This window comes from Mesorhizobium metallidurans STM 2683 (assembly GCF_000350085.1).
GTDB lineage: Bacteria > Pseudomonadota > Alphaproteobacteria > Rhizobiales > Rhizobiaceae > Mesorhizobium > Mesorhizobium metallidurans.
Genome location: NZ_CAUM01000062.1, coordinates 20,332 through 42,989, shown reverse-complemented (window position 1 = coordinate 42,989; position 22,658 = coordinate 20,332). Strand labels below are relative to the sequence as shown.

Genomic DNA, 22,658 nt, shown 5'->3' with positions numbered 1-22,658 from the left:
GTTGTTGTTTCATCCGCGGCCGGTGTTGAGAGGAACGCCGCGCAGCGGCTGGAAATTCATATCTTGGGAGGAAAACACGATGAGAAGATTTGTCGCCGCTCTGGCTGCCGCCGCGGCCGTCACGCTTTACCCCTTGGCCGCGGGCGCGCAAACCTATCCTGAACGCACCATCACCGTTGTGGTGCCGTTTTCGGCCGGCGGCCCGACCGACACGGTCACGCGCCTCGTCGCGGAAGCCATGTCGAAGGATCTCGGCCAGCAGGTCATCGTCGAGAATGTCGGCGGCGCCGGCGGCACGCTGGGCGCGGGCCGCGTGGCGAATGCCGAGCCGGACGGCTACACGCTGCTCCTCCATCACATCGGCATGGCGACAAGCGCCACGCTCTACAGAAAGCTCGCCTACGACACGCTGAACGCCTTCGAATATGTCGGCCTCGTCACCGAGGTGCCGATGACCATCGTCGGCCGCAAGGATCTCGAGCCGACCGATCTGAAGGGGCTGGTCGACTACGCCAAGGCCAACAAGGACAGCATCACCGTCGCCAATGCCGGGATCGGTGCGGCCTCGCATCTGTGCGGCATGCTGTTCATGAGCGCCATCGGCACGCCGCTGGTCACCGTGCCCTACAAGGGCACCGGCCCGGCCATGACCGATCTTCTTGGCGGCCAGGTCGACATCATGTGCGACCAGACGACCAACACCACCAAGCAGATCCAGGGCGGCACGATCAAGGGTTATGCCGTCACCTCGCCGGAGCGCCTCGACGTGCTGCCGGACGTGCCGACGACGACGGAGGGCGGCCTTCCCGACGTGCAGGTCGGCATCTGGCACGGCCTCTATGCGCCGAAGGGCACCCCGGCCGAGATCACCGAGCGCCTGTCGAAATCGCTTCAGGTCGCACTGAAGGACCAGAATGTCGTCGCCCGCTTCGCCGAACTCGGCACCAAGCCGTCATCAGAGGCCGACGCGACGCCGACCGCGCTGAAGGCCAAGCTGGAAGGCGAGATCACGCGCTGGAAGCCGATCATCGAAGCCGCCGGCCAGTACGCCGACTGAGGTCTTGAAACGGGGCGCCACCAGCGCCCCGTTTCGCTTCGGCCCCCGTTCCCGCACTGCCCGGTTTTCGCACGGGCGCGCTCGTGGCTGGGGCCTGGGAGGAACGCCATGAAACCTTTCGCCATCGACAGGACCAACGGCCTGTGCGCCGTACTATTCATCTTTTTTGGCGCATTTTTCGCAGCTCAGTCGCTCGGCCTCGAAATCGGCACCACCTTCCGCATGGGACCGGGGTATTTCCCACTGGTCCTGGCGATCGTACTGATCCTGCTTGGCGCCGTCATCCTCGTCCAGGCGGTGCGCTTCGAGAGCGAGCCGATCGGCCACATCGCCTGGCGCGGCATGCTGTTCATCCTGCCCGCTCCGATCTTTTTCGGCCTGACGGTGCGCGGCCTCGGCTTCATCCCGTCGATCTTCCTGACGGCGCTGATCGCATCCTTTGCCAGCGGCCGCATGAAGCCGCTGACCGCGCTCGTGCTGTCGGCCGGCCTGACGCTGTTCGCGTTCCTCGTCTTCAGCTACGCGCTCGGGCTGCCGTTCCGGCGCTTTGGCCCGTGGCTGCCAATTTGAGGCGCTGAGATGGAGCTCCTCGACAATCTCGCGCTCGGCTTTTCCACGGCCACATCGCTGGCAAATCTCGGTTTCTGCCTGATCGGCGTCCTTCTCGGCACGCTGATCGGCGTCCTGCCCGGCATCGGCGCCACCGCAACCATTGCCATGCTCTTGCCGATCACCTTTCAGATCGGCGACCCGGTCTCCTCCCTCATCATGCTCGCCGGCATCTACTACGGCGCGCAATATGGCGGCTCGACCACCGCCATTCTCATCAACATGCCCGGCGAATCCTCGTCGGCCGTGACCGCGATCGACGGCTACCAGATGGCCAGGAACGGTCGTGCCGGGGCAGCCCTCGCGATCGCGGCGATAGGTTCGTTCTTTGCCGGCACGGTGTCGACCTTCCTCGTCGCCATCTTTGCCCCGCCGCTGACGGCGATAGGGCTGAAATTCGGTGCGGCCGAGTATTTCTCGCTGATGATCGTCGGCCTCGTCTCGTCCGTGGCGCTTGCCCACGGCTCGATCGTCAAGGCGTTGGCGATGGTCGTTCTCGGCCTGCTGCTCGGCATTGTCGGCACCGATATCTATACCGGCACGCCGCGCTTCACCCTCGGTATCCGCGAATATGCCGACGGGCTGAATTTCGTCGCGGTGGCGGTCGGCGTCTTCGGCGTCGCCGAGATATTGCGCAATCTCGAAAACGAGCACGAGCGCTCGGTGCTGATCCGCAAGGTCTCCGGCCTCATGCCGACCCGTGACGACTTTAGGCGCATGGCGGCGCCCATCCTGCGCGGAACGATCATCGGTTCGGCACTTGGCATCCTGCCCGGAGGCGGTGCGATCCTGGCGGCCTTTGCCTCCTACACGGTCGAAAAACGCGTATCGAAAAACCCGGAGGAATTCGGCAAGGGCGCCATCGCAGGCGTCGCCGGACCCGAATCGGCCAACAATGCCGGCGCGCAGACATCCTTCATTCCGATGCTGACGCTTGGCATTCCGGCCAACCCGGTCATGGCGCTGATGATCGGCGCGATGATCATCCAGGGCATTGTCCCCGGCCCCAATGTCGCGACCGAACAGCCGGCGCTATTCTGGGGCATTATCGCCTCGATGTGGGTCGGCAATCTGATGCTGATCGTCCTGAACCTGCCGCTGATCGGGCTTTGGGTGAAGCTGCTGACGATACCCTATTACGTGCTCTTCCCGATCATCATGGCGTTTTGCTCGATCGGCGTTTACAGCGTCAACACCAACGTCTACGACCTTTACGCCGTCGCCTTCTTCGGTTTCCTCGGCTATCTCCTGACCAAGCTGCGCTGCGAACCAGCACCCATGCTGCTCGGTTTCGTGCTCGGCCCGCTGCTCGAGGAAAACCTGCGCCGCGCCATGATCCTCTCGCGCGGCGACCCCAGCACCTTCGCGACCAGACCGATCAGCGCCGGCCTGCTCCTCATCGCGCTCGCCGTGCTCGTCATTGTCTTCCTGCCCGCGGTCAAGAAGAAGCGCGAAGAGGTATTTGTCGAGGAGACTTAGGCTATCGAGGCCTCGTCCGCCGGCCCGAGCGGCGCGATCTCGACCAGCGGCGCCGGCACGTCGGTGGTCTTCTCCTCGGCCTTGCAGATATCGGCGATGACGCAGGCCGGACAGTCCGGCTTGCGCGCCTTGCAGATATAGCGCCCATGCAGGATCAGCCAGTGATGCGCGTGGCGCATATATTCGTCCGGAATGATCCGCAACAGCCCTTGCTCGACCTGTTCCGGCGTCTTGCCGGGCGCCAGACCAAGCCGGTTGCCGATGCGGAAGATGTGCGTGTCGACCGCCATCGTATGCCGGCCGAAGGCCATGTTGAGCACGACATTGGCGGTCTTGCGCCCGACGCCCGGCAGCTCGACCAGTTGGTCGCGATCGTCAGGCACCTCGCCGCCATGGTCGGCGATCAGCGCCTGTGACAGGGCAATGACGTTCTTGGCCTTGTTGCGCCAGAGCCCTATCGTCCTGATGTAGTCGGCGACCTTGGCCTCGCCAAGCGCCAGCATCTTTTGCGGCGTGTCGGCCGCCTTGAACAGCGCCCGCGTCGCCTTGTTGACGCCGGCATCGGTCGCTTGCGCCGAAAGCACCACCGCCACCAGAAGCGTGAAGGCGTTGATATGTTCGAGCTCGCCTTTCGGCTCGGGCCTCTGCACGGAAAACCGCCGGAAAATCTCGTGCACTTCAACCGAACTGTAGAGCGAATGGGGCCGTACCGGCCGGGGGCGCGGCTTGGCGTTCGAGCCGTCGCGCCGGCCGGGTGGCAACTCATTTTTGGCCATCGGCAGATTTTTGGGCATCGAGGATTTTTTGGACTTGGGACTCGCCATTCCCTTCCTATAATATCGCGGCATGAGCGACACAAACGCCTCTTTCCAGGCCGACGAGCCCTTCTTCCACGCCTTGCTGACACCGCACCGCTCGCTCGGCCGCACCGGCTTTGCCGTACTGATGGGCGCGCTGCTGTTCTGCTGGGTGGTCACCGGCGCGTTTTTCCTGTCGCGCGGCGCCTGGCCGGTGTTCGGCTTCTTCGGGCTGGACGTGATCGCCGTCTACATCGCCTTCCGCGCCAACTACCGCGCCGCCCGCGCCCGCGAGGAGGTCTCGGTCTCGCGCACCAGCCTCGACATCCGCAAGACCGCACCGTCCGGCAAATCGGAAGCGCATCGCTTCAACCCGTTCTGGGCGCGTTTTTCGATTGCCCGCCATGCCGAGATCGGCATCACCGGGATGGCGGTGGAAGCGCAAGGGCAGAATGTGCCGCTAGGCGGCTTCCTCAACCCCGACGATCGCGAGAGCTTTGCCACTGCTTTTTCAAGGGCGCTGGCAACCGCGAAGGCACGCTGAGCATGATCCCGAAAAGTGGACACCGGTTTTCGGAAAAGATCATGCTCATACAAAAGAAGGCGCTTCAGAAGCGATAGCGCAAAAGCCTGCCGACCTTGCGCAGCGCGGGAATATGTTTCCAAAGCCGAATAAACAATCTCGCGACCCAGCCCATGCGGCGGGCGTTTTCAGGCTTGTAGGCCGGGATGTCCTCGACGAACCGCAGCTTCGGAACGGCTCGCTCCAGTTCGCGCGGATCCTCGATCGCCCATTGAACCTCGGCGCCCGTCGCCTTGACGGCCGGATTGAGGCGAAGCAGCTTCAGACCAAAACGACTGTAGGCGTCAAACATCAGCTCGCCACTGGCAAGGTGCGCGACGAGCCGTGAAAGCATACGTGGTCCCTCTTCGGCGGCGAGATAGGGCGTCAGCCCTTCCGCCACCACCATGGCCGGCGATTGCCAGGCACTTCAGCCGGCCAATCCGGTTCGGTCACCGACGAGGCGACCCGATGGTAGTGGTCACGGGATGGATAAAGTTTGCGCCTGAGCTCGATCACTTCGGGGTAGTCGACGTCGAACCACTCCACCCCTTGTGGCGGATCGACGCGGAATATGCGGGTATCGAGCCCGCAACCAAGATGCAGCACGATGGCGTCGGGATTTCTGACGAGAAAGTCCTGAATGTGGACCCAGCGTCTTTGCCCTGATCGCCAGGCCGACGCCGAGATTGCCGTCGACCTTGAGCCTGGAGAAATCGTAGTCGATCCTGCGCACCGCCTCGTCGGCGAAGTGATCCCTGAGCAGCGAATGGGGCAGCCGGCTCTCCAGCGCCTTACCGTAGAGCGTTATCAGCAAGGTCGCCTTTTCCCAGTAAGATGCACTTTTTCGCCAACCATCAGCTCCTCCTGGGCTCGAAATCCGCGTCTCCCCGGGTATGTGCGGCAGGAAGGCAAGTTTCGGGTGGTGATCGGTGCCCTGAACGACGATATTCAGGGCCAAGGAGATAGTCCCATGAACGCCCAGATGCCTCTCAAGACAACAGCAATCCTTCAGAAAGACATCACCCCCGAAGGCGGTGACTACGAAGTCGTTCGCCGCGCCATCGAGAAGATCAGCCTCGATTACCGTGACCAGCCGTCGCTCGAAATATTGGCAGAGGAAGTCGGCGAGACGCCGACCGGCCTGCAAAAGCTCTTCACCCGCTGGGCCGGCCTGTCGCCCAAGGCCTTTCTGCAGGCGGTCACGCTCGACCATGCGCGCAAGCTGCTCGATTCCGGCATGCCGCTGCTCGAGACGTCGTTCGAAGTCGGCATGTCCGGCCCCGGCCGGTTGCACGATCTCTTCGTCACCCATGAAGCGATGTCGCCGGGCGACTACAAGACGCGTGGCGTGGGCCTCACCATCCGCTACGGCTACCACATCTCGCCATTTGGCGTGGCCCTGATCATGGTCACCGACCGCGGCCTTGCCGGCCTCGCCTTCAACGATGCCGGCGGCGAGCGCGCCGCCTTCGCCGACATGTCCAGCCGCTGGCCGAACGCGACCTATGTCGAGGACATGGCCGCCACCGCGCCCTATGCCGCGCGTATCTTCGATCCGGCGCTGTGGCGCGCCGACCAGCCGTTGCGCGTCGTCATGATCGGCACCGATTTCCAGGTCCGCGTCTGGGAAGCTCTGCTGCGCATCCCGATGGGCAAGGCCTGCACCTATTCCTCGATCGCCGCCCGCATCGGCGCACCGAGCGCGAGCCGGGCGGTGGGTGCGGCGGTGGGCGCCAACCCGATGTCCTTCGTGGTGCCGTGCCACCGGGCGCTCGGCAAGTCCGGCGCGCTCACCGGCTACCATTGGGGCCTGACCCGCAAACGCGCCATCCTCGGCTGGGAAGCGGGACAGGTCGGCTCCTGATGAAACGCCCAAGGAACCAGGGCCTGACATCAGACCGCGTGGGATCATGCAGCGCGGTCTGGCAAGCGGCGAACTTACAGGATAGCTTCCCGCGCATTCAGCAGGAGGCATTTCTTGATCATCGTTGTCGGCTCGATCAATCTCGACCTTATCGCCAATGTCGACCGCTTGCCCACACCCGGCGAGACGGTGCGCGGCTCCGGTTTCGCCACCGCACCCGGTGGCAAGGGCGCCAACCAGGCGCTGGCCGCAGCGCGCGCCGGCGCCAAGGTGCGCATGGTCGGCGCCGTCGGCAAGGATAGTTTCGCCAGTGAAGCGCTGGCGCTGCTCAGGGATGGCAAGATCGACCTGTCCGGCGTCGGCGAGACCTTTGCCTCGACCGGCATAGCCGTGATCATGGTCGGCGACGACGGCGAGAACGTCATCGCCATCGTGCCGGGCGCCAATGATTCGGTTCTGCCGGGCGACCTGTCCAAGGCTTTCCTTGGGAAAGGCGATGTCGTGCTCCTGCAGCAGGAAGTCCCGCTGCAGACCGTCGATGCAGCACTCGACGCGGCACGGGCGGTGGGCGCGGTCACCGTGCTCAACACGGCGCCGTTCCGCGGCGAGGCCGTCCCTTTCCTCGGCAAGGCCGACTACGTCGTCGCCAACGAAACCGAATTCGATCTCTACGGCGAAGCGCTGTCGTTGAATGGCCGCGACCGTCCGGCGCGGATGCGCGACTATGCCGGAAAAACCGGCCGCGCCATTGTCGTCACGCTCGGCGGCGACGGTGTGCTGGCCGCGACATCAGAAGATTTCCTGACCGTGCCGGCGATGAAAATCACCCCTGTCGACACGGTCGGCGCCGGCGACACGTTCTGCGGCTATTTCGCCGCCGGCCTGTCGTCAGGCCTGCCGCTCGAACAGGCCCTCGCCCGCGCCGCCATTGCCGGCTCGCTCGCCTGCCTGAAGCCCGGCGCCCAGCCTGCCATCCCGCTGGCCAGGGATGTCGATGCCGTTTCGCAGCAATCAGCATGACAGGCAACCGCCCTGCCACGAAACACGCCGTGCCGGTTGCCGGCGATATCTGCCGTCTGTCGGCGACAGAGCTTGCCGAAGCGATCAGGCAGCGCCGCCTGTCGGTGCGCGAGGTGGTGACGGCATTCCTCGACCGGATCGAGGCGGTCAACTCGCTGGTCAACGCCATCGTCTCGCTGCGCGACCGTGCCGATATCCTGAATGAGGCCGACAGGGCGGACGCCCATCTGGCGCAAGCAGGAAATGCCGGATCGCTGTTTGGCCTGCCGATCGCGATCAAGGACCTCGCCTTGACCAAGGGGCTGAGGACCACCTTCGGCTCGCCGATCTTCGCCGATTTCGTGCCCGGGGAAGACGACTTCTTCGTCGAGCGCGTCCGCAAGGCCGGCGCCATCATCATCGGCAAAACCAACGTTCCCGAATTCGGTCTGGGCTCCAACACCTACAACAGCGTGTTCGGGCCGACGCTCAATGCCTTCGATCCGGCCTTGACCGCCGGCGGTTCGAGCGGTGGCGCGGCGGTCGCGCTGGCGCTCGACATGCTTCCCGTCGCCGACGGCAGCGACTTTGGCGGCTCGCTGCGCAATCCGGCCGCCTACAACAACGTCTACGGCTTCCGCCCGTCGCAGGGACTTGTCCCGGCCGGGCCGGACCTCGATGTCTTCCACGCCCAGATGGGCGTCGAGGGGCCGATGGGCCGCAACGTGCGCGACATGGCGCTGCTGCTCGACGAGCAGGCCGGCTACCATCCGCGCGCGCCGCTCTCACATCACAAACAGGGCGCTTTCCTGCAGGGACTGCAAGCACCGGCGGCTGGCGGCCGCATCGCCTGGCTCGGCGATCTCGGCGGCCATTTGCCGGTTGAGGCAGGCATCCTGCCGCTTTGCGAGGCCGCTTTCGGCCGCTTCGCGGAAATGTCCTTTCAGACCGAAGCGCTATTGCCGGATGTCGACTTCGAGGCACTTTGGCAGGCCTTTGTGACGCTGCGCCAAGCAAGCAGCGGCTGCGCGCTCAAGGCGCATTACGACGATCCCGTCAAACGCCGGCTGCTGAAGCCGGAAGTCGTGTGGGAAGTGGAGAACGCAATGCGCCTCACGGCGCCGCAGGTCCACGCCGCGACGGTAAGGCGCTCGTCCTGGCATAAAACGCTGCTGCCGCTGTTCGAACGCTTCGACCTTATTGCCCTGCCGACCGCACAGGTCTTTCCCTTCGAGGTGGTTACCCACTGGCCGAGCCAGGTGGCGGAACGCGCCATGGACAGCTACCACCGCTGGATGCAGGTTTCCGCCTTCGCCACGCTTGGCGGTTGCCCGGCGGTCAACGTGCCCGTTGGCTTCGACGGCAGGGGCAGGCCGATGGGCATGCAACTGATCGGCCGGCCGCGCGGCGACATGGCGGTGCTGAGAGCGGCGGCGGCCTATGAGTCCACGCTGACCTGGGCGGCCGGAGCCTGCTGAACTCAATTCCGCTTCGTCGGCAATCTGTCGTGCCGGCTTGCACCGCCGTCGTCGCCATGCATTGATCCTGGTCAGCCGCGTTTCAAGCGGCACTCTACCGAGGAAAACCCATGTCGCTGGAACTCTACGCCACCTATCTCGTCGCTTGCCTCGTCATCATCCTGGTGCCTGGACCGACGGTGACGCTGATCATCGGCAACAGCATTCGCCATGGCTCGCGGGCCGGCCTCGCCAATGTCGCCGGCACGCAGGCCGGTCTCGCCATCATGATCGCCATTGTCGGCATCGGCCTGACGTCGCTGATCGCGGGCATGGGCCACTGGTTCGAATGGGTCAGGCTGATCGGCGCCGTCTATCTGATCTGGATGGGCGTGCAGATGTTCCGCTCCAAGGGCAGACTGAATGCCGACGGATCGGCGAAAAAGCCGCGTGGCGGCTTCTTCCTGCAGGGCCTGCTGGTGGCAGTGAGCAACCCCAAGACGCTGGTGTTCTTCGGCGCTTTCTTTCCGCAGTTCATTTCTCCCGAGGGCAACTACGCGCTGCAGATCATGGTCATGGGCCTCACCGCCATGATCTTCGCCGCCGTCTCCGATTCGACTTACGCGCTCGCCGCCGGCCGCGCCGGCCGCCTGCTGTCGGCCAGCCGCATCAAGCTCGTGTCCAGGATCAGCGGCAGCTTCCTGGTCGGCGGCGGCCTGTGGCTGGCGTTTTCCAAGGCGAAGTAAGGCGCCTTTCCTTCTCCCATTGTGGGAGAAGGTGGCCGAGCGAAGCTCGGTCGGATGGGGTGCTGGACCGATTGCGGCGCTGGAGTTTCTTCCAACACCCCTTCCGTCTTGGCACTAACGCGCCAATCCACCTTCCCCCGCAAGGAGGAAGGAAGAGGCCCTAAAGCCGCCCCAGCCGCTCCACCAGCAGCGCGAAGAAGGCATCATGGTCGATGTCGCGCATCACCATGGCGTTCTTCGGCCGCTTGGTCACGCCCCACCAGTCGATGACGGTCATGCCCATGGTGAGCTCCGAGGCGGTTTCCACGGTGACGTTGCAGGTGCGGCCCTTGAACAGTTCCGGCTTCAACAGATACGCGATGACGCAAGGGTCGTGCAGCGGTCCGCCGTCGGTGCCGTATTTTTCCTCGTCGAAGCGCTCGAAGAATTCCAGCATCTCGGCCGTGGCCGTTCCAACCCTGGTGCCGAGCTTGCGGAAGGCCTGGGTGCGCGTGGCGGTGGTCAGCGCCTTATGGGTGACGTCGAGCGGCATCATGACGATCGGAATACCGGCTTTGAACACGACATCGGCGGCTTGCGGGTCGACATAGATGTTGAACTCGGCTGTCGGCGTGACATTGCCGCCCTCGAAGAAACCGCCGCCCATCAGCACGATCTCCTTGATGCGCGGCGCGATCTTCGGCTCGCGGATCAGCGCCAGCGCGACATTGGTGAGCGGCCCGAGCGCGCAAAGCGTGATCGTGCCGCTTTGTTCCTTCATCAGCGTCTCGACGATGAAATCGACCGCGTATTGATTCTGCAGCTTCATCCTTGGCTCGGGCAAATCAGGCCCGTTGAGGCCGGTCTTGCCGTGTACTTCCTCGGCGGTGACCAGTTCGCGCACCAGCGGCCGGATGGCGCCGGCATAGACCTTGATGTCGGGCCTGCCGGCCAGTTCGCAAATCTTGCGGGCATTCTTTTCGGTGAGCTTCAGCGGCACGTTGCCGGCGACTGCGGTGATGCCGACGATCTCCAGCTCGGCGCTGCCGAGCGCCAGCAATATGGCGACGGCATCATCCTGGCCGGGATCCGTGTCGATGATGATCTTGCGGGATTGGGGCATTTCAATTCCTTGTCCGGGGAGTCTTTTTGGGCGGGTTTTTGATGGCTTGAACTTGATGGCGGGGCGGACCATATCAAGACCATCGGGAAAAATGCCATCCGGGTTTTTCCACTTTATGTCGCTCTCGAGAGGACACTGTAACATGAGCCGAATGACGCCCTTCTCCAGCCCGCTTCTCCTGGGTTTCGACGCTATGGAAAAGACCCTGGAGCGTCTGGCGAAGTCGGGTGACAGCTACCCTCCCTACAACATCGAGCGCCTCAGCGGCGCCGACGGCAAGACCGAAAGGTTGCGCATCACGCTCGCCGTCGCCGGTTTCGCCGAAAGCGATCTCGATGTCACCACGGAGGAAAACCAGCTGGTCGTGCGCGGTCGTCAGAACGACGAAACCGAACGCGAATTCCTTCATCGCGGCATCGCCGCGCGCCAGTTCCAGCGCTGTTTCGTGCTTGCCGACGGCATGCGGGTGATCGCGGCCGAATTGAAGAACGGCCTTTTGTCGATCGATCTCGATCGGCCCGAGTCCGAACGGCTGGTACGGAAAATAAACATATCGGTGAAAGACTGATCTTTACCACTGCATCGGCCGGAAAACCGGAACCGATTTTCCGAAAGCACGATGCAGCAAATTGAATGGCTCTCATGCGAGGCGGCCTTGAGCGGCGTCCTCGCGCCAAGGAGGCTTGAAATGACCAGAACTGACGAAAATATCACCATGACCAGCGGTGAATTCGCCCATCTCGGCGAAGGCTCGGTCGCCTATCTCAGGAAAGTGTCGAGCGACGATTTGCGCGGCCGCTTCCCGGGCCTCGGCGAAATCGCGCCGGGCCTGGAATTGTGGGCACTGTTTGCCGCCAACGGCCAGCCGATCCTGCTTTCTGACGCCCGCGACCGGGCGCTGGCAGGCGCCCTGGAAAACGATTTGACCACCGTCGCCATCCACTAACAAACAAGGCGATCGGGTTGGAAACGGACAGGGCCGCCCGCGGCGGCCCCTGAACCGTTAAATCGAATAGCGTCAGGCCGCGTGCGAAGCCTGTGTATCCGACAAAAGCGCATGGATTGCGACGGCGTCGCGCGTGCCCCTGATCTTGGCCACCGTGTCGGCATCGCGCAGCACCCGCGCAATGCGCGACAGCGCCTTGAGGTGATCGGCGCCGGCGCCTTCGGGCGCGAGCAGCAGGAACACCAGATCGACCGGCTGGTCGTCCAGCGCCTCGAAATCGACCGGCGTCTCCAATCGCGCGAATACCCCGGCGATCCGCTTCACTCCGGCCAGCTTGCCGTGCGGAATGGCGATGCCATTGCCGACGCCGGTCGAGCCCAGCCGCTCGCGTTGCAGGATGGTGTCGAACACCTCCCGCTCCGCAATGCCGGAAATCGCCGCCGCTCTTTCCGACAGCAACTGCAGAAGCTGCTTTTTGGAGTTCGCCTTCAACGCCGGCATGATCGCCGGAACGTTGATAAGATCGCTCAGATCCATGCTTGAAATCCCTTGTTCGCCTGCCGTCGCCAGTCCTCGCCCCTCGCGCGGCCGGCTCCTTATCTCTATGCGGCCTTGGCCGTCATCCCTGTGCGACTTTGGTCGTGGATGGGTCGATCCAGCCGATATTCCCGTCCGGCCGGCGATAGACGATGTTGAGATGCTCGTTTCCGGCATTGCGGAAGACGAAGACCGGGCTCTCCTTGGTGTCGAGCTCGATGACGGCCGACGCCACCGACATCGTTTGCAGCGTCATGGTCGATTCGGCGACGATGGCCGGCGCGAAATTCTCCGGTATCTCCTCGTCGTCGTCAGCAAGCGGCGCCATCACCGTATAGGCGATATCGGTGGGCGCACCATTGGAACTGCCTGAATTGTGCGATTTCAGACGCCTTTTGTAGCGCCTGAGGCGGGTTTCGAGCCGATCCGCCGCAGCCTCGAAAGCCAGCGTCGGATCCTGCGCATCGCCGGTCGCTTGCAGCGAAGCGCCGGAATCCAGCCGAATCATGCAGTCGGCCGAATAGCGCGATCCCGATTTGATGACGGTGACATGTCCTGAAAAGCCGCGGTCGAAATATTTGCCGATCGCCTCGCCGACACGGTCGTTGATGCGCGTACGGAACGCATCGCCGATATCCATGTGTTTTCCCGATACGCGCAGTTTCATCTGAAAACTGACCTTCCCTGCTCAGGCTTCAAACTGTCCCGAGTTTATACTCGTGGTCTGTGCGCACAAGCTTTGCGGCGTCACTTGCGCCGATTTTAAATCCGAACTTTCCGATTGATCACAAGCCGCCTTCTTGGCCGTCCCGTGGCCTACGTCGTGACGGACCATTCGCTTGCGGGCATCAAGCCCGCCTCATGCGGGCGGGCTTCTAGCCACTTCATTGCAGCTTGTCAATGAAGCGCGAAAACTGTGGAAATCCGGCTGTGATACTAACGCCCGGCGCTGGCCAGCGCGCGTTTTTCGCGCCGCCGTTGCACCGACGAGGGAATGTTCATGCCTTCCCGGTACTTGGCGACCGTGCGCCTGGCGATATCGACGCCGCTTTCCCGCAACATGTCCACAATCGCATCGTCGGAAAGCACGTCGACGGGTTTCTCCTCGTCGATCAGCTGCTTGATGCGATCGCGCACCGCTTCCGACGAATGCGCATCGCCGCCGCCCGACGACGCGATCGAGGCGGTGAAGAAATAGCGCAGTTCGAACACGCCACGCGGCGTCAGCATGTATTTGTTCGCCGTGACCCGGCTGACGGTCGATTCGTGCATGCCGATGGCGTCGGCCACCGTGCGCAAATTGAGCGGCTTCAGATGCCGCACGCCATGCACGAGGAAAGCGTCCTGCTGGCGCACGATCTCGGAAGCAACCTTGAGGATGGTCTTTGCCCGCTGGTCGAGGCTGCGCGTCAGCCAATTGGCGTTCTGCAGGCACTCGGCCAGGAAATCCTTTTCCGTCTGGTTTTTTGGCATGCGGCGAAACCTGCGCGAAATAGATATGGTCGACCAGCACGCGCGGCAGCGTCTCGGCATTGAGTTCGACCGTCCAGCTCCCGTCATTGGCCGCCCGCACCTCGACATCGGCGACGATTGCGTCGCTGGCGCCGCCCGAAAACGCCATCCCCGGACGCGGATCGAGCGCCCGGATCTCGGCCAACATGTCGAGCAGATCCTCCTCGTCGACCCCGCAGATCCGCTTCAGCGTCTGGAAATCGCGCCGCGCCAACAGTTCGAGATTGGCGATCAGGGCCTTCATCGCAGGATCCAGCCGATCGCGAACGGCAAGCTGCAGCGCCAGGCACTCGGCGAGGTCGCGCGCGAAGATGCCGGCCGGCTCGAAGGCCTGGCAGACCGCCAACACCTTGGCCACCGCGGCTTCGTTCGTGCCGAGGCGGACGGCGATCTCGGCCATGTCGGCGCGCATGTAGCCGGCCTCGTCGAGGCCATCGGCAAGCTCGCCGGCGATCAGGCGTGCCGCCGGATCGCCGAAGGCCAGCGCGACCTGTTCGCCAACGTGATCGCGCAGCGTGATCGCGGCGGCAGCGATGTCAGCCGCATCGAAGCCTTCGGACGACGAGGAGCTGGAGCCGTTGCCGGACGCCGACTTCCACTGCGCCGTCAGGTCGGGGCCAAGCCGCTCGCTCGTGCCGGGATCGTCGGGGAACAGGTTTTCCAGCGAGGTATCGAGCTTTTCCGAGATCGCCTCGGCGCTCCATGCCGTGTCTGTTTCGAACCAGTCGCCGGCCGCCTCCGGCGCGGCGTCGACCTTCTGCGCCTGGTCGCTCGCGGCATCGTCCTGCGGTTCGGCACGTTCGAGCAGCGGGTTGCGCTCGATCTCGTCATCGATGAAGCGTTCGAGCTCGACATGGGTGAACTGCAGCAACCGGATCGATTGCATGAGCTGCGGCGTCATCACCAACGACTGGGACTGTCGTAGCTGTAGTTTTGCCGCCAACGCCATGGTTCGGTCTCAAACGCCCCTACTACGCATTCGGATTCTACGCATCCGGAATTTACGCGTCCGGACTGTCGGAAAAGAATTTTCCCGGACGGACATGAAACTGGCCCGGCTTTTGCTTGTCAAGGCGATGACGAGCAAAACCGGCTCAGACGAGTGTTATCTCCGAGAAAACTGAACAAACTGATCGAGGATTACCCGAAAAGTCACACCGACACAGGATTTCGCGCTCAGAGCGTAAATCCCTCGCCGAGGTAAAGCCTGCGCACATCCGGATTGGCGACCACTTCGTCGGCCCGGCCATGAGTCAGCACCTGGCCGGCATGGATGATGTAGGCGCGGTCGATCAGGCCGAGCGTTTCGCGGACATTGTGATCGGTGATGAGCACGCCGATGCCGCGTGCCGTCAAATGACGCACGAGCTGCTGGATATCGGCGACGGCGATCGGATCGATACCGGCGAAAGGCTCGTCGAGCAGCATGTAGGCGGGGCGCGTCGCCAGTGCGCGCGCGATCTCGAGCCGCCGCCGTTCGCCGCCCGACAGCGACAGCGACGGGGCCTTGCGCAGATGGCTGATATGAAATTCGTCGAGCAACTCGTCGAGGCTGCGCTCCCGCTCCTTGCGGCTGTTTTCGACCACTTCAAGCACGGCTCGGATGTTTTGCTCGACGCTTAGGCCGCGAAAGATCGACGCTTCCTGCGGCAGATAGCCGATGCCGAGGCGAGCGCGGCGGTACATTGGCATCGAGGTGACGTCGAAGCCATCGATCTCGATCGTGCCTTCGTCGACCGGCACCAGGCCGGTGACCATGTAGAAGCAGGTCGTCTTGCCGGCCCCGTTGGGACCGAGCAGCCCGACCGCCTCGCCGGCACGCACGCCTATCGTCACGCCGCTGACGACCATGCGGCCCTTGTAGCTCTTGGTCAGGCCCTTGGCGATCAAGGTGCCCTTGAACTTTGCCGCCTCGACGGTGACCGTGGCCGGGGCCGCGAGTTTGCTGGCGGCGCGTCCTGGAAGACGCGCCAACAGCGATGACAGGCCGGCCATCAGTTCTTCGCCGCTCCCGACTTCGCGGGCGGCGTGATCGACATCATGACGCGCCCGCCGCAGGCGTCGACCTGTGCCAGGCCGCTCTTCATCTGCACGGTGAGCTTGCAGCCGACCAGCACATTGTCGCCTTGCGAAAGCACGACCTTGCTGCCTGAAAGCACCAGCACTTCGCTCTTCATGTCGAACGTGCCGCGGTCGCCGGTGGCGACCTGGTCGTCCGATTTGATGTAGACCTTGTTGTCGACCTCCAGATGGTCGATGTTGGCCGAGCCGGTCATCGCGGCGCCCGCGGCTTCCGCACCCTTGGCGGCAGTGCCGGCGTCCTTGACGTAGTAGACCGTCATCTTGCCGGCCTTGAGCACGGTCGGACCCTGGACGACGCTTACATTGCCCGTGAACACGGCGACGCTGTCCGCCTGCCGGACCTCGAGCTTGTCGCTTTCGATCTGGATGGGCTTGTCGCCGGACAATTTGAGGCCCGACAATTGGCTGGTGGCCTTGGACTGCGCCAGCGACGGCGCCGTTCCCAGGACCAGTGCCAGGATCGGCAATGCCGAAGCCGCGGCCACGAACCGTGCCGAACTAGTGAGCCGCATTGGTTTCTCCGCTCTCTGCCTCTGCCGCCTTCAAGCTGGCGGGATCGATGTTGACACGCACCTTGTTCTCGAAAACCACGATCTTGCCATTATCCTGAATCGACATCGAATCTGCGGTGATCCGCGACCCGCCACGGCTGACATCGACGGGGTCGTTCGTCTTCATAGTGCCTTTGCCCATGTCGAGAAAGACCGATTTGAACTTTGCCTCCATGCCATCAGTGGTGGTTATGGTGACATCGCTGGTCAGGTTCATCGTGTTGCCGTCGCGATTATAGGTGCCGTGCGAGGCATTGATGGCCGCCACGTTGTCGGTCGAGACCGGCAGTTTGGCGTTGATACCCTCCAGATCGATGATGCCTTGCTTGCTTACGTCCTGTATGGCGCGCAAGGCCGTCATCGAATAGGGCAGCTTCTCTTTGGTGAACCCGTTAAGCTTTGGATTGGCCATCACCAGCTTGCCATTGGCAAAGGCGCTGCCGTCGGCCTGGACTGTAAACGACACAGGTGCCGCGAGATAGGAATAGACCGGGAAAGCGACCGCGATCACCGCCGCGACCAGAGGCACCGCCAGTTTCAGGACGCGCACGCGGCGCGAATGGCGGCGGGCGATGTCGAAGGCATCGCCCCGCGTCGGGCCTACGGCCGGGGGCGCCAACTCCGCCTCGGTGTTGGTCGGTTCGATCGGTCTGGCTAACATGACTGTTTCTTCTAAACCCCTGCCCGCAAGCACCCTATAGGTGGGATGCCGACGCCCCCAAGCAAGCACAAGCCGAGGAAAACCGCAAAAATGTGACGGTTTTGCTATGCAAACGAAAATGAACCCGGCACAATCTGCACGTCATACCAGATACGGACGCAATGCGTTAGAGCCTGTGGACAGGCCTGATATCCCATGACATTCCGGCTTACAAATGTCGAAGGCTTTGTCTTTGGCCCAAGCGCGTCAGGAAGGCGCGTCAGGAAACGGTAGCCGGGCGCGGACGGTTGCTTTAAAAGCATCTTTTCCCATCGACTGCGAGGCTGACCATGGCACTGAGAGCCGACGACCTGATCGACCGCCGCCGCTTGCGCCGCAAGCTGACATTCTGGCGCGTTGCCGCGCTTGTTGTCGCGGCAGCCGGGCTGGTCGCCCTTTCGACCTGGATCTACGGTGACGACTTCACCGGCACGGCGGTCGACCATATCGCCAAGGTCAAGATCGAAGGCACCATCACCGAGGACGAGGAGCTGATCAAACGGCTGGAGACCATCCGCCAGTCCTCGAGAGTGAAAGCTGTGATCCTGTCGATCGATTCGCCGGGCGGCACCACCGTCGGCGGTGAATCGATCTACGAGGAAGTGCGCAAGCTGGCCGCCGACAAGCCTGTCGTGGCGGAGGTCGGCACGCTCGCCGCATCGGCGGGTTACATGATCGCAACCGCGGCCGATCATATCGTCGCGCGCAAATCCTCGATTGTCGGCTCGATCGGCGTGCTGATCCAGTATCCTGATGTCAGCGGTCTCATGGACAAGCTCGGCATCAAGCTGGAGGAGGTGAAATCCTCGCCATTGAAGGCCTCGCCCTCGCCCTTCAAGCCAACCAATGATGACGAGCGCGCCATGGTGCGCAAGCTCATCCTCGACAGCTACGACTGGTTCGTCGGCATCGTCGCCGAACGCCGCAACATGACCAAGCCGGAGGCGCTGGCGCTCGCCGACGGGTCGATCTTCACCGGCCGGCAGGCTGTCGCCAACAAATTGATCGACGCGGTCGGCGGCGAGACCGAGGCGATCGACTGGCTCGCAACCAAGGGCGTCGACGCCAAGCTCAAGGTGGTGGAGTGGAAGAACACGGAAAGTCGTGGCGGCTTCCTGTTCTCCAGGGCGATGGCGAAAACCGTCGCCAGCGCGCTCGGCCTGCCTGACGCCGGCGACGTCATTCACGAAATCGGAGCCGACCGCTTGTTTCTTGACGGTCTCGTTTCCGTCTGGCACCCTTGAGGAGCCGGGACGAGTGAAAAAAGCAAATAAAATCATCCTCATAATTTTGACCGCACCGCTTTCACGGGGACCCTTCCGATGATCAAATCCGAACTTGTGCAGATTATCGCCACGCGCAACCCACATCTTTTCCTGCGCGACGTCGAAAACATTGTCGGCGCGATTTTCGACGAGATCACCGACGCCCTTGCTGAAGGCAATCGGGTCGAACTGCGTGGTTTTGGTGCTTTTTCGGTGAAAAACCGCCCCGCCCGTACCGGCCGCAATCCGCGCACCGGCGAATCCGTCGAGGTCGAGGAGAAATGGGTGCCGTTCTTCAAGACCGGCAAGGAATTGCGTGAAAGGCTGAACGGCGCCAAATAGGCGCCGCCTCAGCGGCAATCCAGCCTGTCGACAAGTTCTTCCGACGGAAAAAACATGTTCAATCGCTTCATGCTTATCGTGGTCTTCGTGCCGCTGGCCGTCATCCTGATTGCGCTGGCCGTCGCCAACCGCGAACTGGTGGCCTTCACGCTCGACCCGTTCAATCCCGGCAATCCGGCGCTGACGCTGACGCTGCCGCTGTTCATCTTCCTCTTCCTGGCTCTCGCCGTCGGCATGATCGTCGGCAGCCTGGCGACCTGGGTCAAGCAGGGCCGCTACCGCAAGCTGGCGCGTCAGCGCGGCGTCGAAGCCGAGAACCTGCGGCAGGCAGTGGGCCGTGCGCCGTCTGTGCCGCAAGGCCCGACCCAGGGGTCAGCCTTGCCGAAGCCAACAAACTGAAAATCGGTTTGGCGATTTTCTCTCCACGGAGCTTTTGATGCTGACCATTTCGGCCGCCGAGGTCGATCATGCGCTGACCTTTTCCGGGCTGGTCGAGACGCTGCGCGCCGCCTTTCGCGATGGAGCGGTGCAACCGGTCAGGCATCACCACACGGTCGAACGGCCCGGCGGCGCGGCTTCGACGCTGTTGCTGATGCCGGCCTGGACCGATTTCAACGCCGCCGGAACCTCGGCGGGCGGCCATATCGGCGTCAAGATCGTCACCGTCTCGCCCGACAACAATGCCCTCGGCAAGCCCGCCGTGATGGGGCTTTACCTTCTGCTCGACGGCGCGACCGGCGAGCCCGAAGCCATGATTGACGGCCAGCGGCTGACGCAGTGGCGCACGGCCTGTGCCTCGGCACTGGCCGCCTCCTATCTCGCCCGCGAGGACGCTTCGCGGTTGCTGGTGGTCGGCGCCGGCGCGCTGTCGCCGTTCCTCGCCAAGGCGCATTCGGCGGTGCGGCCGATCAAGGCCATCCGCATCTGGAACCGCACGCCGGCCAATGCCGAAAAGGTTGCAGCGCAATTGCGCGCCGAAGGTCTTGCGGCCAGCGCCGCAAGCGATCTAGACGCCGAACTTGGCCAGGCCGATATCGTCTCGTCGGCGACCATCACGACCGCGCCGCTGATCAGGGGCGCGCTGCTGCGGCCGGGAACCCATGTCGACCTGGTTGGTGGCTTCACGCCCGATATGCGCGAAAGCGACGACGACGCGATTGCACGCGCCCGCGTCTATGTCGACACCCGCGCCGGCGCCACCAAGGAAGCCGGCGACATCGTCCAGCCGCTGGCCTCCGGCGTGCTGAAGCCTGAAGCGATCGTCGCCGACCTGCATGAACTGGCGCGCGGTGAGAAAAAAGGCCGCCAGAGCCCCGATGAGATCACGTTGTTCAAATCGGTCGGTGCGGCCCTCGAGGACCTCGCCGCCGGCATCGCCGTCTACAAAGGGAGCAGGGCAGTAGGACAGTAGGGCAGCCCTACCTACTCCTTTACTCCCATGCTGCCCTATTGCTGGACCGGCATATCGGACCATTTGGTTGCGAAGCCAATGGCCCTATGTCAAAAGCGGCCTGCCGTTCCGGAGACAGTTCTTGAAATCCTTTCGCGACCGAAACCGCGACAACAGTCCGCGCCAGCCCGTGAAAGCCAGTGCCGACCAGCCGCTGCGCGGGACCAGCACCGCACCGGACAACCGGCCGGAACCCAAATCCGCGCCGCGCGCGCTTGCCCGCCGCGACGGCGCCCTGCCCGCCGAACGTCTTCCGGTAATCCTCGAAGTGGCGCCAAACGCCGACTATGCGCTGCTCGACAGCGGCGCCGGGCAAAAGCTCGAACAATACGGCCCCTACCGCATCGTGCGGCCCGAGGGCCAGGCGATCTGGCAAAAGGCGTTGCCGGCGAGGGACTGGGAGCGTGCCGACGCCATTTTCACCGGCGATACCGACGAGGAAGGCATCGGCCGCTGGCGCTTCCCAAGGACGCCGCTCGGCGAGACCTGGCCGATGAAGCACGACGGCATCGACTATCTCGGCCGTTTCACCTCGTTTCGCCATGTCGGCGTCTTTCCCGAACAGGCCTCGCATTGGGACCACATGGCCGGGCTGATCGCGGCGGCGAAACGGCCCGTCAAGGTGCTTAACCTGTTCGGCTATACCGGACTTGCCTCGCTGGTGGCGGCCCGCGCCGGCGCCGAGGTCACCCATGTCGATGCGTCCAAGAAGGCTATCGGCTGGGCCCGCGAGAACCAGGAGATGGCCGGCCTGTCGCGAAAGCCGATCCGCTGGATCGTTGACGACGCTGTGAAATTCGCCGAACGCGAGGAACGCCGCGGCAGCCGCTACGACATCGTCCTGTTCGACCCGCCGGCCTATGGCCGCGGCCCCAAGGGCGAGGTCTGGCAGCTGTTCGAGGATCTTCCTGCTTTGACCGACCTTTGCCGCTCGATCCTGACGCCAAGGCCGCTGGCCGTGGTGCTGACCGCCTATTCGATCCGCGCCTCCTTCTTCGCCATCCATGCCCTGATGCGCGACACTTTCGCCGGCATGGGCGGTACAGTCGAATCCGGCGAACTGATCATCCGCGAACAATCCGCCGGCCGGGCGCTGTCGACCTCGCTGTTCTCGCGCTGGGTGGCTTGAATGAGCGAGCGGCACGCAGGCGCGCCAGGCCAGGTGAAAGAGGTCACCAGCCTCGCCAACCCGCTGATCAAGGACATCAAGGCGCTGGCGCTCAAGAAATTCCGCGACCAGCAAAATGCCTTCATGGCCGAGGGCTTGAAGCTGGTCATCGATGCGCTCGATCTCGGCTGGCAGATCAGGACGCTGGTTTTCGCCAAGGCCGGACGCGGCAATGCGGCGGTCGAAAAGGCAGCGGCACGCACTGTTGCCGCCGGCGGCACCGTGCTCGAAGTTTCGGAAAAGGTGCTTGTCGCCATCACCCGCCGCGACAACCCGCAGATGGTGGTCGGCGTCTTCTCACAAAAGATCCTGCCGCTGAAGGAGATCCGCGCCAGGGATGGCGATGTCTGGGTGGCGCTCGACCGGGTGCGCGACCCCGGCAATCTTGGCACCGTCATCCGCACCGTCGATGCGGTCGGCGCCAGGGGCGTTATCCTGGTCGGCGAAACCACCGACCCTTTTTCGGTCGAGACAGTGCGCGCCACCATGGGCTCGATCTTCGCCGTGCCGGTCGCCAAGGCCACGCCGGACGCCTTCCTCGCCTGGCGAAAGGGCTTTCAGGGTCTCGTCGCCGGCACGCATCTGCAGGGCGCGGTCGACTACCGCTCGGTCGATTTTTCCAAAGGTCCGGTGCTGCTGGTGATGGGCAACGAGCAGCAGGGCCTGCCAGAAAACCTCGCCGAAAGCTGCGACAGGCTGCTCAGGATCCCGCAGGCCGGCCGCGCCGATTCGCTCAACCTCGCGGTGGCGACCGGCGTGATGCTGTTCGAGATCCGGCGCGGCGCGCTGAAGCTGGAGCCGGACTAGACCATGATCCCGAAAAGCGTCCGGTTTTCGAACAAGATCATGGTCAAGCAAGAGGGCACAAAATCGTGAAATCCCTGTGGGTCAGCTCATGGTCCCCCTATGCGCTGCTGGTCATTGCGGCAGTAGCAACTGACCAGTGGGTGAAGCATCTGGTCGAGACTGGCCTGCCCTTTCAGGAAAAGCTCGATCTTGTGCCGTTCCTGGCGCTTTACCGCACCTACAACACCGGCATCGCCTTCTCGATGCTCTCGTCGTTCGGCGACACCGGCCTCGTCGTTATCGCCGTTCTGGTCGTTGGTTTCGTGCTTTATCTAGCCGCGCGCACGCCGCCAGGTCATTCGCTTGCCCGCATCGGCTTTGCGCTGATCATCGGCGGCGCGCTCGGCAATCTGCTCGACCGCGCCGTCCAGGGCCATGTCATCGACTACTTATTGTTCCACACGCCGGTCTGGTCCTTCGCCGTCTTCAACCTTGCCGATGTCTTCATCTCGACGGGTGCGGTTTTGGTCGTCTTCGACGAACTCGTCGGCTGGCGACGCGAAGCCCGGCCTCGAGACCCGGACGCCCAAGATCCTGACACCTAGACGGTTGACCTCACCCACCTGCCGCCACACATTCGAAAG

Annotated in this window: 26 protein-coding genes and 1 pseudogene; 17 read left to right on the top strand and 10 right to left on the bottom strand. The window is 63.5% G+C overall.

Features of this window, described 5'->3' with window-relative positions:
• Nucleotides 1–79: 79 nt before the first annotated feature.
• The 3 genes from MESS2_RS11125 (at nt 80) to MESS2_RS11115 (ending at nt 3,145) form a co-directional block, all read left to right on the top strand.
• A complete protein-coding gene (locus tag MESS2_RS11125) occupies nt 80–1,057 on the top strand; it encodes a tripartite tricarboxylate transporter substrate-binding protein (RefSeq protein ID WP_008874315.1) in 978 nt (325 codons plus the stop codon).
• A 108-nt stretch (nt 1,058–1,165) separates the two neighbouring features.
• Nucleotides 1,166–1,627 (top strand): tripartite tricarboxylate transporter TctB family protein, encoded by a 462-nt coding sequence (locus MESS2_RS11120; protein WP_008874314.1) that lies wholly within the window; start codon nt 1,166–1,168, stop codon nt 1,625–1,627.
• A gap of 9 nt (nt 1,628–1,636) precedes the next feature.
• Nucleotides 1,637–3,145 carry a tripartite tricarboxylate transporter permease gene (locus tag MESS2_RS11115; RefSeq protein ID WP_008874313.1) on the top strand — a complete coding sequence of 503 codons (1,509 nt, stop codon included), beginning with the start codon at nt 1,637–1,639 and terminating at the stop codon, nt 3,143–3,145.
• Here MESS2_RS11115 and nth read toward each other — a convergent pair.
• A complete protein-coding gene (gene nth / locus MESS2_RS11110) occupies nt 3,142–3,969 on the bottom strand; it encodes an endonuclease III (RefSeq protein ID WP_040592692.1) in 828 nt (275 codons plus the stop codon). The two genes, MESS2_RS11115 and nth, sit on opposite strands and share 4 nt — an antisense overlap.
• Nucleotides 3,970–3,991: 22 nt before the next feature.
• Between nth and MESS2_RS11105 the strand changes: the two genes are divergently transcribed.
• A complete protein-coding gene (locus MESS2_RS11105; protein ID WP_008874311.1) occupies nt 3,992–4,486 on the top strand; it encodes a DUF2244 domain-containing protein in 495 nt (164 codons plus the stop codon).
• Between the two features lie 64 nt (nt 4,487–4,550).
• Here MESS2_RS11105 and MESS2_RS33250 read toward each other — a convergent pair whose 3' ends face one another.
• Nucleotides 4,551–4,913, bottom strand: a complete 363-nt coding sequence (locus tag MESS2_RS33250) for a Tetracenomycin polyketide synthesis O-methyltransferase tcmP (fragment) (protein ID WP_008874310.1) — start codon at nt 4,911–4,913, stop codon at nt 4,551–4,553.
• Nucleotides 4,892–5,113, bottom strand: a complete 222-nt coding sequence (locus MESS2_RS33245) for a class I SAM-dependent methyltransferase (RefSeq protein WP_008874309.1) — start codon at nt 5,111–5,113, stop codon at nt 4,892–4,894. The genes MESS2_RS33250 and MESS2_RS33245 overlap by 22 nt, the downstream gene beginning before the upstream one ends.
• A 364-nt stretch (nt 5,114–5,477) precedes the next feature.
• Between MESS2_RS33245 and MESS2_RS11095 the strand changes: the two genes are divergently transcribed.
• The 4 genes from MESS2_RS11095 to MESS2_RS11080 all read left to right on the top strand — a co-directional run bounded on the left by MESS2_RS11095 (nt 5,478) and on the right by MESS2_RS11080 (nt 9,573).
• A complete protein-coding gene (locus MESS2_RS11095; protein WP_008874307.1) occupies nt 5,478–6,371 on the top strand; it encodes a methylated-DNA--[protein]-cysteine S-methyltransferase in 894 nt (297 codons plus the stop codon).
• 114 nt (nt 6,372–6,485) lie between these two features.
• A complete protein-coding gene (locus MESS2_RS11090) occupies nt 6,486–7,391 on the top strand; it encodes a ribokinase (RefSeq protein ID WP_008874306.1) in 906 nt (301 codons plus the stop codon).
• Nucleotides 7,388–8,848 (top strand): amidase, encoded by a 1,461-nt coding sequence (locus MESS2_RS11085; protein ID WP_008874305.1) that lies wholly within the window; start codon nt 7,388–7,390, stop codon nt 8,846–8,848. Before MESS2_RS11090 ends, MESS2_RS11085 begins: the two co-directional genes overlap by 4 nt.
• 110 nt (nt 8,849–8,958) lie before the next feature.
• A complete protein-coding gene (locus MESS2_RS11080) occupies nt 8,959–9,573 on the top strand; it encodes a LysE family translocator (RefSeq protein ID WP_008874304.1) in 615 nt (204 codons plus the stop codon).
• Between the two features lie 160 nt (nt 9,574–9,733).
• Here the strand turns inward: MESS2_RS11080 and MESS2_RS11075 are convergent, their stop codons facing one another.
• A complete protein-coding gene (locus tag MESS2_RS11075; RefSeq protein WP_008874303.1) occupies nt 9,734–10,675 on the bottom strand; it encodes a nucleoside hydrolase in 942 nt (313 codons plus the stop codon).
• 142 nt (nt 10,676–10,817) lie between these two features.
• Between MESS2_RS11075 and MESS2_RS11070 the strand changes: the two genes are divergently transcribed.
• Together MESS2_RS11070 and MESS2_RS11065 are read left to right on the top strand one after the other, a co-directional pair.
• Entirely contained in the window at nt 10,818–11,243 is a 426-nt protein-coding gene (locus tag MESS2_RS11070; protein WP_008874302.1) for an Hsp20 family protein, read from the top strand.
• A 120-nt stretch (nt 11,244–11,363) separates the two neighbouring features.
• Nucleotides 11,364–11,621, top strand: coding sequence for a BQ00720 family protein (locus tag MESS2_RS11065; protein ID WP_008874301.1), 258 nt, complete (start codon nt 11,364–11,366; stop codon nt 11,619–11,621).
• A gap of 72 nt (nt 11,622–11,693) precedes the next feature.
• On the opposite strand, the gene ptsN is transcribed toward MESS2_RS11065, so the two are convergent.
• The 6 genes and pseudogenes from ptsN to lptC form a co-directional block, all read right to left on the bottom strand.
• Nucleotides 11,694–12,158, bottom strand: a complete 465-nt coding sequence (ptsN, locus tag MESS2_RS11060) for a PTS IIA-like nitrogen regulatory protein PtsN (RefSeq protein ID WP_006339194.1) — start codon at nt 12,156–12,158, stop codon at nt 11,694–11,696.
• Between the two features lie 82 nt (nt 12,159–12,240).
• The gene (gene hpf / locus MESS2_RS11055; protein WP_040592689.1) at nt 12,241–12,825 is read right to left on the bottom strand and encodes a ribosome hibernation-promoting factor, HPF/YfiA family; all 585 of its coding nucleotides are present in this window, start codon (nt 12,823–12,825) and stop codon (nt 12,241–12,243) included.
• A gap of 269 nt (nt 12,826–13,094) precedes the next feature.
• A pseudogene (gene rpoN, locus MESS2_RS11050) lies at nt 13,095–14,619 on the bottom strand (RNA polymerase factor sigma-54).
• A gap of 227 nt (nt 14,620–14,846) precedes the next feature.
• A complete protein-coding gene (gene lptB, locus MESS2_RS11045; protein WP_008874297.1) occupies nt 14,847–15,665 on the bottom strand; it encodes an LPS export ABC transporter ATP-binding protein in 819 nt (272 codons plus the stop codon).
• Nucleotides 15,665–16,264 (bottom strand): LptA/OstA family protein, encoded by a 600-nt coding sequence (locus MESS2_RS11040; RefSeq protein WP_008874296.1) that lies wholly within the window; start codon nt 16,262–16,264, stop codon nt 15,665–15,667. Before MESS2_RS11040 ends, lptB begins: the two co-directional genes overlap by 1 nt.
• Nucleotides 16,251–16,964, bottom strand: a complete 714-nt coding sequence (lptC, locus tag MESS2_RS11035) for an LPS export ABC transporter periplasmic protein LptC (protein WP_008874295.1) — start codon at nt 16,962–16,964, stop codon at nt 16,251–16,253. The genes MESS2_RS11040 and lptC overlap by 14 nt, the downstream gene beginning before the upstream one ends.
• A 329-nt stretch (nt 16,965–17,293) precedes the next feature.
• Between lptC and sppA the strand changes: the two genes are divergently transcribed.
• The 7 genes from sppA (at nt 17,294) to lspA (ending at nt 22,619) form a co-directional block, all read left to right on the top strand.
• Nucleotides 17,294–18,247, top strand: a complete 954-nt coding sequence (gene sppA, locus MESS2_RS11030; protein ID WP_008874294.1) for a signal peptide peptidase SppA — start codon at nt 17,294–17,296, stop codon at nt 18,245–18,247.
• Between the two features lie 78 nt (nt 18,248–18,325).
• On the top strand, nt 18,326–18,610 hold the full coding sequence (locus MESS2_RS11025) for an integration host factor subunit beta (RefSeq protein ID WP_008874293.1): 285 nt from the start codon (nt 18,326–18,328) through the stop codon (nt 18,608–18,610).
• 54 nt (nt 18,611–18,664) lie between these two features.
• Nucleotides 18,665–19,009: a DUF1049 domain-containing protein gene (locus MESS2_RS11020; protein WP_008874292.1), complete on the top strand. Its 345-nt coding sequence runs from the start codon at nt 18,665–18,667 to the stop codon at nt 19,007–19,009.
• A gap of 37 nt (nt 19,010–19,046) precedes the next feature.
• Nucleotides 19,047–20,021: a bifunctional Delta(1)-pyrroline-2-carboxylate/Delta(1)-piperideine-2-carboxylate reductase gene (gene lhpI, locus MESS2_RS11015; RefSeq protein ID WP_008874291.1), complete on the top strand. Its 975-nt coding sequence runs from the start codon at nt 19,047–19,049 to the stop codon at nt 20,019–20,021.
• Between the two features lie 121 nt (nt 20,022–20,142).
• A complete protein-coding gene (locus MESS2_RS11010; protein WP_008874290.1) occupies nt 20,143–21,189 on the top strand; it encodes an RsmD family RNA methyltransferase in 1,047 nt (348 codons plus the stop codon).
• Nucleotides 21,190–22,035: a TrmH family RNA methyltransferase gene (locus tag MESS2_RS11005; RefSeq protein WP_008874289.1), complete on the top strand. Its 846-nt coding sequence runs from the start codon at nt 21,190–21,192 to the stop codon at nt 22,033–22,035.
• 65 nt (nt 22,036–22,100) lie between these two features.
• Nucleotides 22,101–22,619 carry a signal peptidase II gene (gene lspA, locus MESS2_RS11000; protein ID WP_008874288.1) on the top strand — a complete coding sequence of 173 codons (519 nt, stop codon included), beginning with the start codon at nt 22,101–22,103 and terminating at the stop codon, nt 22,617–22,619.
• Nucleotides 22,620–22,658: the final 39 nt, after the last annotated feature.